This is a genomic window from Halomonas sp. E14, from assembly GCF_052568415.1.
The window spans coordinates 1,198,773-1,213,006 of record NZ_CP199423.1; the positions used below are offsets into that span (position 1 = coordinate 1,198,773).

The 14,234-nt window shown below is 67.0% G+C and carries 10 protein-coding genes; 9 read left to right on the forward strand and 1 reads right to left on the reverse strand.

The window, feature by feature from the left end; all coding sequences use genetic code 11:
- Positions 1 to 53 precede the first annotated feature (53 nt).
- From ACT7B3_RS05550 to ACT7B3_RS05590, 9 genes are all read left to right on the forward strand, one after another.
- Positions 54 to 530, forward strand: coding sequence for a hypothetical protein (locus ACT7B3_RS05550; protein WP_445157149.1), 477 nt, complete (start codon positions 54 to 56; stop codon positions 528 to 530).
- Positions 531 to 557: 27 nt separating this feature from the next.
- Positions 558 to 2,381, forward strand: coding sequence for a VWA domain-containing protein (locus ACT7B3_RS05555; protein ID WP_445157150.1), 1,824 nt, complete (start codon positions 558 to 560; stop codon positions 2,379 to 2,381).
- Positions 2,374 to 3,192 (forward strand): class II glutamine amidotransferase, encoded by an 819-nt coding sequence (locus ACT7B3_RS05560; RefSeq protein ID WP_445157151.1) that lies wholly within the window; start codon positions 2,374 to 2,376, stop codon positions 3,190 to 3,192. Before ACT7B3_RS05555 ends, ACT7B3_RS05560 begins: the two co-directional genes overlap by 8 nt.
- 234 nt (positions 3,193 to 3,426) lie before the next feature.
- The gene (locus tag ACT7B3_RS05565; protein WP_445157152.1) at positions 3,427 to 5,106 is read left to right on the forward strand and encodes an AMP-binding protein; all 1,680 of its coding nucleotides are present in this window, start codon (positions 3,427 to 3,429) and stop codon (positions 5,104 to 5,106) included.
- 127 nt (positions 5,107 to 5,233) lie between these two features.
- Positions 5,234 to 9,262, forward strand: a complete 4,029-nt coding sequence (hrpA, locus tag ACT7B3_RS05570; protein WP_445157153.1) for an ATP-dependent RNA helicase HrpA — start codon at positions 5,234 to 5,236, stop codon at positions 9,260 to 9,262.
- Positions 9,263 to 9,354: 92 nt separating this feature from the next.
- Positions 9,355 to 10,476: a beta-ketoacyl-ACP synthase III gene (locus ACT7B3_RS05575; RefSeq protein ID WP_445157154.1), complete on the forward strand. Its 1,122-nt coding sequence runs from the start codon at positions 9,355 to 9,357 to the stop codon at positions 10,474 to 10,476.
- A 37-nt stretch (positions 10,477 to 10,513) separates the two neighbouring features.
- On the forward strand, positions 10,514 to 11,293 hold the full coding sequence (locus ACT7B3_RS05580; protein ID WP_445157155.1) for an MlaA family lipoprotein: 780 nt from the start codon (positions 10,514 to 10,516) through the stop codon (positions 11,291 to 11,293).
- A gap of 11 nt (positions 11,294 to 11,304) precedes the next feature.
- Complete coding sequence (locus ACT7B3_RS05585; protein ID WP_445157156.1) at positions 11,305 to 12,513, forward strand: PP2C family protein-serine/threonine phosphatase; 1,209 nt, start codon at positions 11,305 to 11,307, stop codon at positions 12,511 to 12,513.
- Positions 12,500 to 13,012: an STAS domain-containing protein gene (locus tag ACT7B3_RS05590; RefSeq protein WP_444678094.1), complete on the forward strand. Its 513-nt coding sequence runs from the start codon at positions 12,500 to 12,502 to the stop codon at positions 13,010 to 13,012. The genes ACT7B3_RS05585 and ACT7B3_RS05590 overlap by 14 nt, the downstream gene beginning before the upstream one ends.
- Before the next feature lie 130 nt (positions 13,013 to 13,142).
- Here the strand turns inward: ACT7B3_RS05590 and tal are convergent, their stop codons facing one another.
- Positions 13,143 to 14,087, reverse strand: a complete 945-nt coding sequence (gene tal, locus ACT7B3_RS05595; RefSeq protein WP_445157157.1) for a transaldolase — start codon at positions 14,085 to 14,087, stop codon at positions 13,143 to 13,145.
- Positions 14,088 to 14,234: the final 147 nt, after the last annotated feature.

The window sequence follows — 14,234 nt, forward strand, 5'->3', positions numbered from 1 at the left end:
TCCATCCTCTACGTTCCGCGACATGGCGGATCGTCATACGAAATGAGGTGTCGATGCTGACGACCGACTCGATGTCCCTACTATGGCTGACCTATCTGGGTTTGTCGCTCGTTGTACTGGTCACCGGTTATCTGGGACTGGCCTTCCTGCCTCGCCTGGTGCGCCTGCCCCTCACCTGGGCGGTGGCCGGCATGCTGTGGGTGCCGACACGCTTCAGGCTACCGCTGGTCGAAGAGGGGGAATTCTATACCGGCTTCGCGCCGGCGGTGGTAGTCACCGCGGTGGCGTTCCTCGAACGCAACCTGTCGGGCGTACTGGCCTCGGGCCTGCTGGTGGCAGCCGGCGCTGGGCTGGGAGTGGCCTTGGGCCTGCTGCAGTGGTGGTGGCTGCGCTCGCCAGACGCAGACGAGGAAGCGCCGCGCAAAGGCGCCAGCGCCAAGGGGAAGGGCAAGAACAACAACAGGCGCAGCGAGCATGATGGCCGTCAGGCCCGCAAGCCGCAGGTGCGCCGGGAGCCGCGAGTCGGCTAGGGAGCCTCGATGGGGAGGGGATGGGGTATGTGTCGCGGGGGCTGGCTGGGACTGGTCGCCGTGCTGGCAGGCATGCTGCTTTCGAGCGGCGTGCAGGCGACGCCGATGGCGCAAGAGGAACGCCGCGACATTCGGGTGATCATCGATGTATCCGGCAGCATGCGTCACAACGACCCCGACCAGCTGGCGGGCGAGGCCCTCGAGCTGCTGGTCGGCCTGTTGCCCGACGGCGCCGTGGCGGGGATCTGGACCTTCGGCGAATACCCCGCCAATCCGTTGCCGTTGGCCAGGGTCGACGAGGCCTGGCGGGAGCAGGCCCGGGCGCTCTCTGCGGAGCTGGCCGACTACCAGCAGTTCACCGACATCGAGTTTGCCGTGCGCGAGGCTGCCTCGGCGCCATCCAATGGGCGTCGCCACTTGGTGCTGCTGACCGACGGCGTCATCGACCTGCCCGCCTGGCGCGGCAGCAAGCCGCAGATTGATGCGGCGTCGCGCGCCGCGCTGTTGGATGAAGCGGCGCCCCTGCTGGTGGCACAGGATACGGTGGTACATGCCATCGCCTTCTCGGCGGAGGCCGACGGCGATCTGGTGGAACGCTTGGCGCAGCAGACCGGCGGGCTGTCGGCCACCGTGGCATCGCCCGAGGAGCTGCTCACGGCCTTTCTCGCCATCGTCGATCGCATCGTACCGAGCGACCGCGTGCCGCTGACCGACGAGCGCTTCCTGATCGAGCCGGGGCTGGAAGCCTTCACCGCGCTGCTGTTCCACGGTGAGGAGCCCCCGGTACTGGTAGCGCCGGACGGTCGCCGCTACCGGGCCGACGCGCCGCCCCCCGGGGCGAGCTGGCGCAGCACGCCGCGCTATGACCTGGTGCAGGTGCCGTCGCCGATGCCCGGCCAGTGGCGCGTGGAGGGCGGCCTCGGCAGTGACAGCCGGGTCAGCGTGGCACCGCTGCATCTGCGCACCGCGCGTATTCCGAGCACGCTCTATCTGGGCTTCGGCGTGCCGGTGGAGGCCTGGTTGGCCGATGAGCAGGGCGATGTGGCACCCGAGGCGCTGCCGGCCTACCTGAACATGTTTGCCGAGCTGCACGACGACAGGGGAACGGTGCAGTCGCGCATCACGTTGCAGCAGGAGGCGGGGCATTTCGTGGGCGAGCTGCCGGCACCGGCGCTGGTCGGTACGGCCAGGCTGCTGGTGCGCGCCGAAGGGCAGGGTTTCCGCCGCCAGCGCGTGCAGCCGGTCAATGTGTTGCCGGCCATTGCGGCGTGGCACGAGGTGGCCCGGGGCGAGGTCGTGCTCAAGGCCGAGCATCCCGCGCTCGACCATGCCAACACCAAGCTGTACGGCCTGCTGCACGGCGCGCGCCTCGAGGCCCGGCCCGATGAGCCGGAACAGTGGCGCATCGCACTGCCTGAGCTGGATGAGGGCATTAGCCAGCCGCTGCTGCTGCGCGCACAGGTAACGCTGGACGGCAACGCCCGCGAACTCACGCTGCCGCGCCTGCTGCTGTTCCCGGAGGGCGCGATCGGGGTCGATCGGGCCGAGGCGCCGGTGCGCCTTGGCGTCGAACGTTTCCATGAGGAGCTGGCGCCGGTGCGCGAACCCCGCGCCGCGCCGCAGCGCCTGCCGGAAGGTGTGGAAAGGGTGATCGGTGCGATCCAGCGCCTGCCCCACGTGGCGCAGGAGCGCTGGCGGGCGTGGCGCCCACCGAGCGGGCCCGAGACCCACCTCGGGGTAAGCACGGCGTGGGCGTGGGCGCTGGGTGCCGGGCTGCTGCTGGTGCTGGGCGTGCTGTGGCAGGTGCGGCGGCGTCGCCGTTCCGTACAACGGGAGGAGCCGCATGTGTGAACTGTTGGGTATGAGTGCCAATGTGCCCACCGATATCTGTTTCAGCTTTACCGGTTTTCTGCATCGCGGGGGCGGCACCGGCCCGCATCGCGACGGCTGGGGAATCGCCTTCTACGAAGCAGGGGGCTATCGCGACTTTCGCGATCCCCACCCCTCGGTGCGCTCGCCGATCGCCCGGCTGATCAGCGACTACCCGATCCAGTCGCACATCGTGATCAGCCATATTCGCCAGGCCAACGTAGGCGGGGTACGGCTTGCCAACACCCACCCTTTCACGCGTGAAATGTGGGGTAAGACCTGGTGCTACGCCCACAATGGGCAGCTGGAGGCCTGGCAGGGCCTGCCCCTGGCGTTCTACCATCCGGTCGGTGACACCGACAGCGAACACGCCTTCTGTTGGCTGCTGGGTACGTTGCGCCAGCACTTTCCCCACCTGCCGGATGCCAATGACACCCAGCGCCAGGCCTGCTGGGCACGGCTCCATGCGCTGTGCGAGGAGCTGCGCTCGCTCGGGGTGTTCAATATGCTGCTGGCCGACGGCGACTATCTCTACACCTTCTGCTCGACCAAGCTGGCGCACATCACGCGGCGGGCGCCGTTCGGCCAGGCGGAGCTTTCCGATGCCGAGTTGACGGTCAATTTCGCCGAGCACACCACGCCCGCCGATATCGTCTCGGTCATCGCCACCGAGCCCCTGACCAGCAACGAGGCCTGGGTGCGCATGCAGCCCGGTGAGCTGCTGGTGTGGCATCAGGGCCGGATCGTGGCCCGCTTCACCGCCGAGGAGAAAGGCGCCGATAGCCCGCAGTGAGCACCGCCGCGACTGGCGGCGATGGCGGTGGCACCACTTGCCTTTCTCTGCGCCGTTGCCCAGCTTGAAGGCTAACGCCCACCCAAAGAGGGATGCCTTCTGAAGCCAACATCTGTTTGAATCGTACGTTTTACAGTGGCGCGACCCCTGGTATATCGTAAGGGGCTGTCACAATAAAAACGTCGATGCTGAGGGGTGAGCGACCGACATCGACATGCCGTGGAGATATCGCCAATGACTGAGCAAGACAACGCGCAGATGCTGAACGGGCCCGAACTGGAGGGCATGGAAGAGTACCGGTCGCTCATGGATGTGTTCCATGGGGCGGTGAAGCGGTTCGCCGACAAGCCGGCCTTCAGCTGCATGGGGCAGACCCTCACGTTCAACGATCTCGACCGCCTGTCGGCCAATTTCGCCGCCTGGCTGCAGAACGAGACCCGCCTGCAGCCGGGGGATCGCATCGCGATCCAACTGCCCAATGTCCTGCAGTTCCCGGTGGCGGTGTTCGGTGCCATGCGTGCCGGCCTGGTGGTGGTGAACACCAACCCGCTCTACACCGAGCGCGAGATGGCGCACCAGTTCAAGGATTCCGGAGCCAAGGCCATCGTGATCCTGGCCAACATGGCCGACAAGCTCGAGCGGGTGCTCGACCGCACCGAGATCGAGCACGTGCTGGTCACCGAGCTTGGCGACCTGCACGGCTTCCCCAAGCGGCTGCTGATCAACGCGGTGGTCAAGCACGTCAAGAAGATGGTGCCGGCCTATTCGCTGCCGCAGGCGGTGTCGTTCCGCAAGGCGCTCAAGGCGGGAGCCTCGAGCACGCACCGCGAAGTGCAGCGCGAACTCGACGATATCGCTGCCCTGCAGTACACCGGGGGCACGACCGGCATGCCCAAGGGCACCATGCTGACCCACTGCAATCTGGTGGCCAACATGCTCCAGGCCGAGGCGGCCATCGGCCCAGGGCTGGATGAAGGGAAGGAAGTGGTGATCGCGCCGCTGCCGGTCTATCACATCTACACCTTCACCGTGAACTGCCTGTTCCTGATGAAGACCGGCAACCACTCGATTCTCATCACCAACCCGCGCGACCTGCCCAATTTCGTCAAGGAGCTGAAGAAGGTGCAGTTCACGGCCTTCATCGGCCTGAACACCCTGTTCAACGCCCTATGCAATCGCGAGGACTTCCGCCAGCTTGACTTCTCTCGGCTGCACCTGACGATTTCCGGCGGCATGGCCCTGACCAAGGCCGCGGCGCAGCGCTGGGAAGACGTGACCGGCTGCTCCATCGCCGAAGGCTATGGTCTGACCGAGACCTCGCCGGTGGTGAGCTTCAACCCCGTCGATGCCATCCAGCTCGGCACCATCGGCAAGCCGGTAGCGGGCACGGCGGTGAAGGTGGTCGATACCGACGGCAATGCCCTGCCGCTGGGCGAGCCGGGTGAGCTGTGCGTGAAGGGGCCGCAGGTCATGAAGGGGTACTGGAACCTCGATGACGAGACCGCCAAGGTGCTGAGCGACGATGGCTGGTTCCAGACCGGCGACATCGCGGTGCTGCAGGAGGATGGCTACATCAAGATCGTCGACCGCAAGAAGGATATGATTCTGGTCTCGGGTTTCAACGTCTATCCCAACGAGGTCGAGGATGTCGTTGCCGCCCACCCCGGCGTGGTGGAAGTGGCGGCCGTGGGTGTTCCCGACGACAACAGCGGCGAAGCGGTCAAGCTGTTTGTGGTCAAGCGCGACGAGAACCTCGACGAGAAGAGCCTGCGCGAGTGGTGCAAGAAGGAGCTGGCCGGCTACAAGGTGCCCAAGCACGTTGAGTTCCGCGACGAGCTGCCCAAGACCAACGTCGGCAAGGTGCTGCGTCGCCAGCTGCGCGACGAGGAAATGGCCAAGCAAGAGACGGCCTGACGGCCCGCGGTCGCAGGCGCCGCCGCCGGTTCGGATTGGCGGCGACCCGGCCGCCGGCGTTACAATCTCTGCCCGCTCCGGCTCCGGCCGGTGCGGGCAGCTTATTTTCATTGGTGCGAGGACGTGCGTGACCTCCCAGAACCGATCCGACGATAGACGGGCCGAACAGCCACCCACCCTCGAGCGCCTGCGGCGCGCCCTCGGTGAGGTCATGCTGCGCGACCGGCCTGCGCTTTCACGTCGCCTGGGCGGCCTGGAACGGCGGCTCAAGGAAGGCAAGCCCATCGACCGCGGACTCGAGGAGCTCGCCACCGTGCAGGCGCGCTCGGCTGCCCTGGTCGCCCGGCGGGCCGCCCAGCCGGTGGCGCTGAACTATCCGCCCGAGCTGCCGGTGGCCGAGCGCCGCGATGAGATTCTCGCCGCCCTGCGCAAGCACCAGGTGGTGGTAGTGGCCGGCGAGACCGGCTCGGGCAAGACCACCCAGCTGCCCAAGCTGTGCCTGGAGCTGGGACTGGGGCGGCGTGGCCTGATCGGCCACACCCAGCCGCGGCGTCTGGCGGCGCGCTCGGTGGCCGCACGTCTGGCCGAGGAGCTGGAGGTGCCCCTGGGCGAGCAGGTCGGTTACCAGGTGCGCTTCACCGACCAGAGCAGCGATACCACCCTGGTCAAGCTCATGACCGACGGCATCCTGCTGGCCGAGACCCGCCACGACCCGGATCTCACCCGCTACGAGGCGATCATCATCGACGAGGCCCACGAGCGCAGCCTCAACATCGACTTCCTGCTTGGTTACCTCAAGCGTCTGCTGTCGCGGCGGCCCGAGCTCAAGCTGATCATCACCTCGGCCACCATCGACGTGGCGCGCTTCGCCCAGCACTTCGCCTCGCCCGGCCCCGACGGCGAGCCGCTGCCGGCGCCAGTGGTGGAGGTATCGGGGCGCACCTATCCGGTGGAAGTGCGCTACCGGCCGCTGTTGCGCGAGGCCGACGACGAGGAGGACCGCACGCTGCAGGAGGGCATTCTCCACGCGGTGGAGGAGATCGAGCAGGTCGAACGCGACAAGCGCTGGTTCCACGGTCCGCGCGACATTCTGGTATTCCTACCCGGCGAGCGCGAGATTCGCGAGACCGCCGATACCCTGCGGCGTGCCGATCTCAAGGGCACCGAGATCCTGCCGCTCTATGCGCGGCTCTCCAATGCCGAGCAGAACCGCGTGTTCGCCCCTCACGCCGGGCGGCGCATCGTGCTGGCCACCAACGTCGCTGAAACCTCGCTCACCGTGCCCGGCATCCGCTACGTGATCGACCCGGGGCTGGTGCGCATCAGCCGCTACAGTTACCGGGCCAAGATCCAGCGCCTGCCGGTGGAGCCGGTCAGCCAGGCCAGCGCCGACCAGCGCAAGGGGCGCTGCGGACGCGTGGCGGAAGGGGTCTGCATCCGGCTCTACGACGAGGAGGACTTCCTCTCTCGCCCCGACTTCACCGATCCCGAGATCCGCCGCACCAACCTGGCCTCGGTGATCCTGTCGATGCTGTCGCTCAAGCTAGGCGACATCGAGCAGTTCCCCTTCGTCGACCCGCCCGACTCGCGTTTCATCACCGACGGTTTCCGTCTGCTGTTCGAGCTGGGCGCGGTGGATGACGCCAATCGTCTGACCCCGGTGGGGCGCAAGCTGGCCCGGCTGCCCATCGACCCGCGCCTGGCGCGCATGGTGCTGGCCGGGGCCGAGCAGGGCGGGCTGCGCGACGTGCTGGTGGTGGTCTCGGCGCTGGCGGTGCAGGACCCCCGCGACCGCCCGGCTGACAAGCGCGAGGCCGCCGACCAGGCCCACCGGCGCTGGCACGACCCGGACTCCGATTTCGTCGCCCTGCTCAACCTGTGGCAGGGTTTTGAAGCGGCCCGCGAGGAGCTTTCTGGCAACCGCCTGCGGCGCTGGTGCAAGGATCACTACCTCAACTACCTGCGCCTGCGTGAGTGGCATGACACCTTCCGTCAGCTGCGCCAGCTGCTACGCGAGATGGAGATCGAGGTGCCGCCGCCCGCGCCGCTGCCCGAGCCCGCCGGTGAAGGGGAAACCCTCGACCAGGCGCGGCAGCAGGCCCGCCGCCAGAGCGCCGGACAGCTGCACAAGGCGCTGCTGCCAGGGCTGCTGTCGCACCTTGGCACGCTGACCGAGAATCGTGAATACCTGGGCGCTCGCAACCGCAAGTTCGTCATCCATCCTGGTTCGGGGCTGGCGAAGAAGTCGCCCAAGTGGCTGATGGCCTTCGAGCTGGTGGAGACCACGCGGCTGTTCGCCCGCACGGTGGCCAGGATCGAGCCGCAGTGGATCGAGCCGGTGGCGGGGCACCTGGTCAAGCGCAGCTACAGCGAGCCGCACTGGGAGATGAAGCGGGCCCAGGTGGTAGCCCAGGAGCAGGTCACCCTGTTTGGCTTACCGATCGTGGCCGGGCGCAGCGTGCACTTTGGGCCGATCGCCCCCGCCGAGTCGCGTGAGCTGTTCATCCGCCGCGCCCTGGTGGAAGGGGACTTTCGCACCCGGGGCGAGTTCTTCGCCCACAACCGTGCCCTGGTCGAAGAGGTCGAGGAGCTCGAGGACCGCGCCCGCAAGCGTGACATCCTAGTCGACGAGGAGACCCTGTTCGCCTTCTATGACGAGCGCATCCCCGAAGCCATCTTCAACGGCAAGGGCTTCGAGGCGTGGCGCCGCAAGGCCGAAGCTGCCGATCCGGCCGTGCTCAAGTTCGACCGTGCCGCCCTGTTGGCGCGGCAGGCCGAGGAAGTCACCGAAGCCCAGTACCCCGACGAGCTGAGCCTGAACGGCGTGCGCTACCCGCTCAGCTATCGCTTTGAGCCCGGCGCGCCCAACGATGGCGTGACCCTGACGGTGCCGGCAGCAATGCTGCCGCAGCTGCCGCGGGCACGGCTGGAGTGGCTGGTGCCTGGGCTGCTGCGCGAGAAGTGCATCGCCCTGCTCAAGTCGCTGCCCAAGGCGATCCGCCGCCAGGTGGTGCCGATTCCCGACTGGGTCGATGCGGCGCTGGAGACGCTCACCCCCGATGACGTGCCGCTGACCGAGGCGCTGGGCGAGTTCCTGCGGCGGCGTACCGGCGCACGGGTGCACCCCGACGACTGGCGTGCGGAGCAGCTCGACCCGCACCTGATCATGAACGTGCGCGTCGTCGACCATCAGGGCCAGACGTTGGGGCAGGGGCGCGATGTCGATGCCCTGGAGCGACGCTTTGAGGCCGCAGCGGGCGAGGGCGCACGGGCCCTGGCTGCCGAAGCCAGCGAAGCGCCGGCCATCGATGGCCTGCCGACAGTGCCGCTGCCGGAATCGCGCGTGACCACGCAGGCTGGCATCCGCGTCGAGGCCTTCACGGCGCTGGTGAGAGAGGGCGAGGCCTTCCGTGTCGAACTCTACGATCACCCCGGCAAGGCGGAGCAGGCGCACCGTCGCGGCGTAGCGCGCCTGGCCATGACGCGGCTGCCGGACCAGGTGCGGGCCATCGAGCGGCTCAAGGCGCTGGAGACCTGCGCGCTGCTGTTCGCCAAGGTGGGCAGCAAGCGTGCCTTGATCGACGATGTGGTCGAGGCGGTATTCACGCGCACGGTGGGCGTGGCGCCGCTGCCGCGCAGCGCCGCGGAGCTCGAGGCGCGCCTCGACGCCGTGCGCGATACCCTGGTGCCGAGCGCCGAGGCGCTGGTGGCGACGCTCAAGGCTGCCCTGGAAGGGCATCTGGCGGTGACCAAGGCGCTGAAGGGTAACCTGAACCTGGCGCTGGCTCTGGTATACAGTGATCTCAAGGCGCAGATGCAGCGGCTGGTGCATCCCGGCTTCGTGGGCGAGGCAGGCGAGTGGCTGGCGGAGTATCCTCGTTATATGGAAGCCGCCCTGATTCGCCTGGAGAAGGCGCCACGCGAGCGCATGCGCGACCAGATGCAGATGCAGGCCGTGCAGGACTTCCAGTCGCGCCTGGCGGCCCGCCGCGAGAGCCAGCGCCGCGGCGGCCACGAGGACCCGGCGCTGGTGGAGTTCGGCTGGTGGATCGAGGAACTGCGGGTGTCGCTGTTCGCCCAGCAGCTGGGTACCCGCATGCCGGTATCGGAGAAGCGCCTGGAGCGCCGCTGGGCCGAGCTGGTGGGGCAGCGCTGAGCGCCGCCACGCCGAAGAATGAACATGAGCCATCGCAGCGGTTCGCCGGTGCAAAAATTCTGCGGTAGAGACGCCGCACGAGGGAGATAAAGATGACAGACGTCGTGATGACCGGTACGGGCCTGTTTACGCCGGAGCACGCCATCGACAATGATGCCCTGGTGGCTGCGTTCAACGCTTGGGTGGACGCCGAGAATACCCGCCATGCCGCCGCCATCGAGGCGGGCGAGCGCGAGCCCCTGGCGTATTCCAGCAGCGAATTCATCGTCAAGGCCTCGGGCATCCACAGCCGCTTCGTGATGGATGCCGCCGGCATTCTCGATCCCGAGCGCATGCGTCCGCATCTGCCGAGGCGTAGCAACGACGAACCCTCCATCCAGTGCGAGATGGGCCTGAAGGCGGCACACCAGGCCCTGGCCGCCGCCGGCGTGCAGGCCACGGACATCGACATGATCATCGTCGCCTGCTCCAACCTCGAGCGGCCCTATCCCGCCATAGCGGTAGAGCTGCAGGCCCAGCTCGGTGCGGCGGGCTTCGCCTTCGACATGAACGTGGCGTGCAGCTCGGCCACCTTCGCCATCGACCTGGCAGCCAACGCGATTCGCGCCGGCAACGTTCGGCGGGCGCTGATCGTCAACCCCGAGATCTGCTCGGCGCACCTCAATTTCCGCGACCGCGACAGCCACTTCATCTTCGGCGATGCCTGCACCGCCATCGTGCTGGAAGATGCCGCACTGGCGACCGCCGCGTCGCGCTTCGAGATTCTCGGCACCCGGCTGGTGACGCGCTTCTCCAACGCGATCCGCAACAATGCCGGCTTCCTCAACCGGGTTACCGACAGCGATCCCCTGGCCACCGACAAGCTGTTCGTGCAGGAGGGGCGGCGGGTGTTCAAGGAGGTCTGCCCTATGGTGGCGGCGCTGATCAGCGACCACCTGGCGAGCCTGGGGCTGAGCGGCCAGGATCTTACGCGGATGTGGCTGCACCAGGCCAACCACCACATGAACGACCTGATCGCACGGCGCGTGCTGGGGCGCGACCCGGCGCCGGGTGAGGCGCCGATCATCCTCGACCGCTACGCCAATACCAGCTCGGCGGGCTCGATCATCGCCTTCCACCTGCACCGCGAGGATCTCGCTTCCGGTGCCACGGGGGTGGTCTGTTCCTTCGGTGCCGGGTACAGTGCCGGCTGCATCGTGGTGCGTCGCGTTTGACGCACCGGCTGGCGACAACCTTCAGGAGACCAACTCCATGGTCGTGAAGCACACCGGCTTTTTCACCCGGGCCCTGGTGGCCATGGCGGCCATGGCCATGCTGGCCGGCTGTGCCGGGCGCGTGGCGGTGGAAGACCGCCACCCCGATGACCCCTGGGAAGGCTTCAACCGCCGCGTCTTCGCCTTCAACGACGTGGTCGACCGTGCCGTGCTCAAGCCGGTGGCACGCGGCTATCGCACCATCACGCCGCAGCCGGTGCAGACCGGGGTGGGCAATTTCTTTTCCAACCTGGGCGAACCTCGCACCGCACTTAACAGTCTGTTGCAGGGCAAGCCGGGCAATGCCGGGATCGCTACCTCGCGCTTCGTGATCAACTCTACCGTGGGGATCGCCGGGCTGTGGGATTTTGCGACCCACATGGGGATAACCGGGCGCGACGAGGACTTCGGCCAGACGCTGGGGGTCTGGGGCGTGACGGAGGGCCCCTACCTGGTGCTGCCGTTCCTCGGCCCGAGCACGCTGCGCGACACCGTGGGCCAGCCCGTGGACACCATGACCTACCCGGTCTACTACGTTGAAGACGACGCGGTGCGCTACGGGCTGACCGCCCTGCGCATCGTGGACCTGCGTGCGGGCCTGATCGACCAGGAAGCGCTGATTCGCGGCGATCGCTACGTGTTCATCCGCGACGCCTACCTGCAGCGCCGTCGCTTCGAGGTCAGCGACGGCGAGCTGGGCGACGACCCGTTCGCCAGTGACGATTTCGACTTCGATTTCGACGATGCCGACTTTGACGACGCCGAGTTCGCCGACTGAGGCCTGAACCGATGGATGTAGCCAAGCCGCTGATAGGCGTACTCGATGAGCCGGGCGCATATCGTGACGCCCTGGCCGATACCATCGCACGCGATGGGCTGGCCGTGCTCGCCGCCGAGCGGCTGGAGGATCTGCCGCGAGACATCTCGCTGGTGGTGGCCCATGCCAGGACCGTGCCGAGCCTGGAGTGGGCCAAGCTGACCGAGCGGCTGCCCACGGTGGTGGTCAGCGATTCGCGCCTGGACGCCGACCTGCTCACCGCAGTGGACGTGGGACTGGTGGATTACGTGGTGGAGCCGATGCGTCACGGCCAGCTGCTGCGACGCATGATCCGCAAGGCGATCGAACTGCATCGACTCGAGGAGGGGCGGGCCCGCGATCGGGAAAGGCTGGCCCAGCTCAACCGCCATCTCGAGGAGCTCAACGAAAGCCTCGAGACGCACCTGGCGCTGCTGCGCCTGGACCAGCAGGCAGGGGGGCAGATCCAGCGCAAGCTGCTGCCGCCCCCGCACCAGGCCGCCAATGGCGTAGTCTGCCACTACTGGCTGAGGCCGTCGCTCTATCTCTCTGGCGACTTTCTCGACTTCCAGCGCTTTGACGAACGCTACACGCTGTTCTACTTTGCCGATGTGTCCGGCCACGGGGCTTCGTCGGCCTTCGTGACGGTACTGCTCAAGTACCTGTGCAACCGGTGGCTGGGCGAGTGGGATGGTCAACACCCCGAGGCGCTACCGGCACGCTGGCTGAAGGCGTTGAACCAGGAGCTGCTGGAGACCGGTATCGGCAAGCATGCGACCCTGTTCGTCGGCGTCATCGACCGCAACGAGCGCTGCCTGCACTACTCGATTGGCGCCCAGCTGCCCAAGCCGCTGCTGGTGGCCGACGACAAGGTGCTGGAACTGCCCGGTGAAGGCATGCCGGTGGGGCTGTTCCCCGACGTGGACTATCCACGTTTGACGTATGGGTTACCGCAGCACTTCCAGCTATGGTTGTGTTCGGATGGTATACTGGAGTGCCTGCCGGGCGACACGCTCGACATGCGGCTCAGGGAGCTCGAGCAGCGAGTTCTGACCTGCACCACGTTGGAACATTTTCGCGATGGTCTGGCCCTGGTTTCCCCTAGTGACGTCGATGACGACGGCGAGGGCGGCGGCGGCCAGGAGTTGCCTGATGATCTTACGATCATGATGTTGAGCGGATTTGGCAATGATCACGAATGAAGGCCGCATCAAGGCGGCGTTCGACTCCGGTGTCTTCGTTCTGAAGCTCTGCGGCGATGTTCGGCTTACCCTGTGTGCCACCCTGGATACCCAGGCGCAGCAGCTGGCCAGAACCCCGGGGCTGCAGTCCTTGATCATCGATCTGCGTGAGGCGAGCAACGTCGATTCGACGGCGTTGGGCTTTCTCGCCAAGGTGGCCATGGCGGTCAAGGACCGCATCACCTACAAGCCGACCATCGTGGTAGACAACCCCGACGTGAAGCGCATGCTGGAGGTGATGGGGTTCACCCAGTTCTTTGCCATGGTCGATGCCCCCATCACCGAAGGCTGCGCGATGTGCGACCTGCCCGAGGTGCCGGCCGACCTGGAGGCGACGCGCCAGCGCATCCTTGAGGCCCATCGCATCCTGATGCGCATGAGCGAGCACAACCGCGAGGAGTTCCAGCCCTTGGTGGAAATGCTGGAAGCTCAGGAAGCCGCCTCGCACACCCACCATTGACTCGCGGTACCGTCTTGCCTCCTGGCCGCAGCGCCCGGCACGGCCCCGCATTTTTCAATCGTTGACACCAAGGTCCTTGGGCGGTTAGCTGCATGGCCGGCGCCCCCTCGGGGCGCCGGCTGAGCGTCGTTCAGCCGCGCCCTTCGCGCAGCTCGCCGAGCAGCTTTTCCAGCTTGCGCTGGTCGTCGGTGAAGCGGCGGATGCCTTCGGCCAGCTTGGCGGTGGCCATGGCATCTTCGTTGTGCGCCCAGCGGAACTCGGCTTCGTCTAGCGGCTCCGGCGGCGACGTCTCGGCGCCGCTTGGCGAGAGTCGCCGCTCCAGCGGCTGGCATGTCTCTGCCAGCTCCTCGAGCAGAGTGGGGGAGATGGTTAGCCGGTCGCAGCCCGCCAGGGCGATGATCTCGCCCGTATTGCGGAAGCTGGCGCCCATCACGATGGTGCCGTAGCCGTGGCCCTTGTAGTGCTCGTAGATTTTCTTGACCGACTTGACGCCCGGATCGTTGTCGCCGCTGAAGTCGGCGTCGGGCCATTCGGCGCGATACCAGTCGAGGATACGACCCACGAACGGTGAGATCAGCGTGACGCCGGCATCGGCGCAGGCCTGGGCCTGGACGAAGCTGAACAGCAGCGTGAGGTTGGTGCGTATGCCTTCACGCTCCAGCTGGCGAGCGGCGCGTATGCCTTCCCAGGTGGCGGCCACCTTGATCAGGATGCGCTCGGGGCCGATGCCGTGGCGGTCGTAGCGCTCGATCAGCGAGCGGGCGCGGTTGAGGGTGGCGTCGGTGTCGAAGGAGAGGCGGGCGCTGACTTCGGTAGAGACGTAGCCGGGTACCAGGGAGCTGATCTCGCTGCCGATCTCGACCGCGACCGCATCCAGGGCGTCGTCGATATCGGTGGCCTGGCGGGCGATTTCGGCCAGGCGTTCGCGGCGGCCCTCGTGCTGGGCGGCCTGCAGGATCAGCGAGGGGTTGGTGGTGGCATCGGTGGGCTCGAAGCGGCGTATGGCGTCGATGTCACCCGTATCGGCTACCACCGTGCTCATCCCTTTGAGTTGTGTCAGCAGGTCCTCTGCCATGGTGTAGTGCTCCTGAGTGTGTGGGTCTGGCCACTTTAGCAAGCGGTTGAAATCGGTAACAGTCGCACGGCAGGGGCAAGCAACGAAGCCCTGCGCTATCATTAGCCGACTAGCGATATGCGCCGCTCTCTCACCGACACGGAGTCG

Excerpts from the sequence above, each read along its gene's own strand:
- ACT7B3_RS05550 (WP_445157149.1), top strand. The coding sequence starts at position 54 with ATGCTGACGACCGACTCGATGTCCCTACTATGGCTGACCTATCTGGGT.
- ACT7B3_RS05555 (WP_445157150.1), top strand. The coding sequence starts at position 558 with ATGTGTCGCGGGGGCTGGCTGGGACTGGTCGCCGTGCTGGCAGGCATG.
- ACT7B3_RS05560 (WP_445157151.1), top strand. The coding sequence starts at position 2,374 with ATGTGTGAACTGTTGGGTATGAGTGCCAATGTGCCCACCGATATCTGT.
- ACT7B3_RS05565 (WP_445157152.1), top strand. The coding sequence starts at position 3,427 with ATGACTGAGCAAGACAACGCGCAGATGCTGAACGGGCCCGAACTGGAG.
- ACT7B3_RS05575 (WP_445157154.1), top strand. The coding sequence starts at position 9,355 with ATGACAGACGTCGTGATGACCGGTACGGGCCTGTTTACGCCGGAGCAC.
- ACT7B3_RS05580 (WP_445157155.1), top strand. The coding sequence starts at position 10,514 with ATGGTCGTGAAGCACACCGGCTTTTTCACCCGGGCCCTGGTGGCCATG.
- ACT7B3_RS05585 (WP_445157156.1), top strand. The coding sequence starts at position 11,305 with ATGGATGTAGCCAAGCCGCTGATAGGCGTACTCGATGAGCCGGGCGCA.
- ACT7B3_RS05590 (WP_444678094.1), top strand. The coding sequence starts at position 12,500 with ATGATCACGAATGAAGGCCGCATCAAGGCGGCGTTCGACTCCGGTGTC.
- tal (WP_445157157.1), bottom strand. The coding sequence starts at position 14,087 with ATGGCAGAGGACCTGCTGACACAACTCAAAGGGATGAGCACGGTGGTA.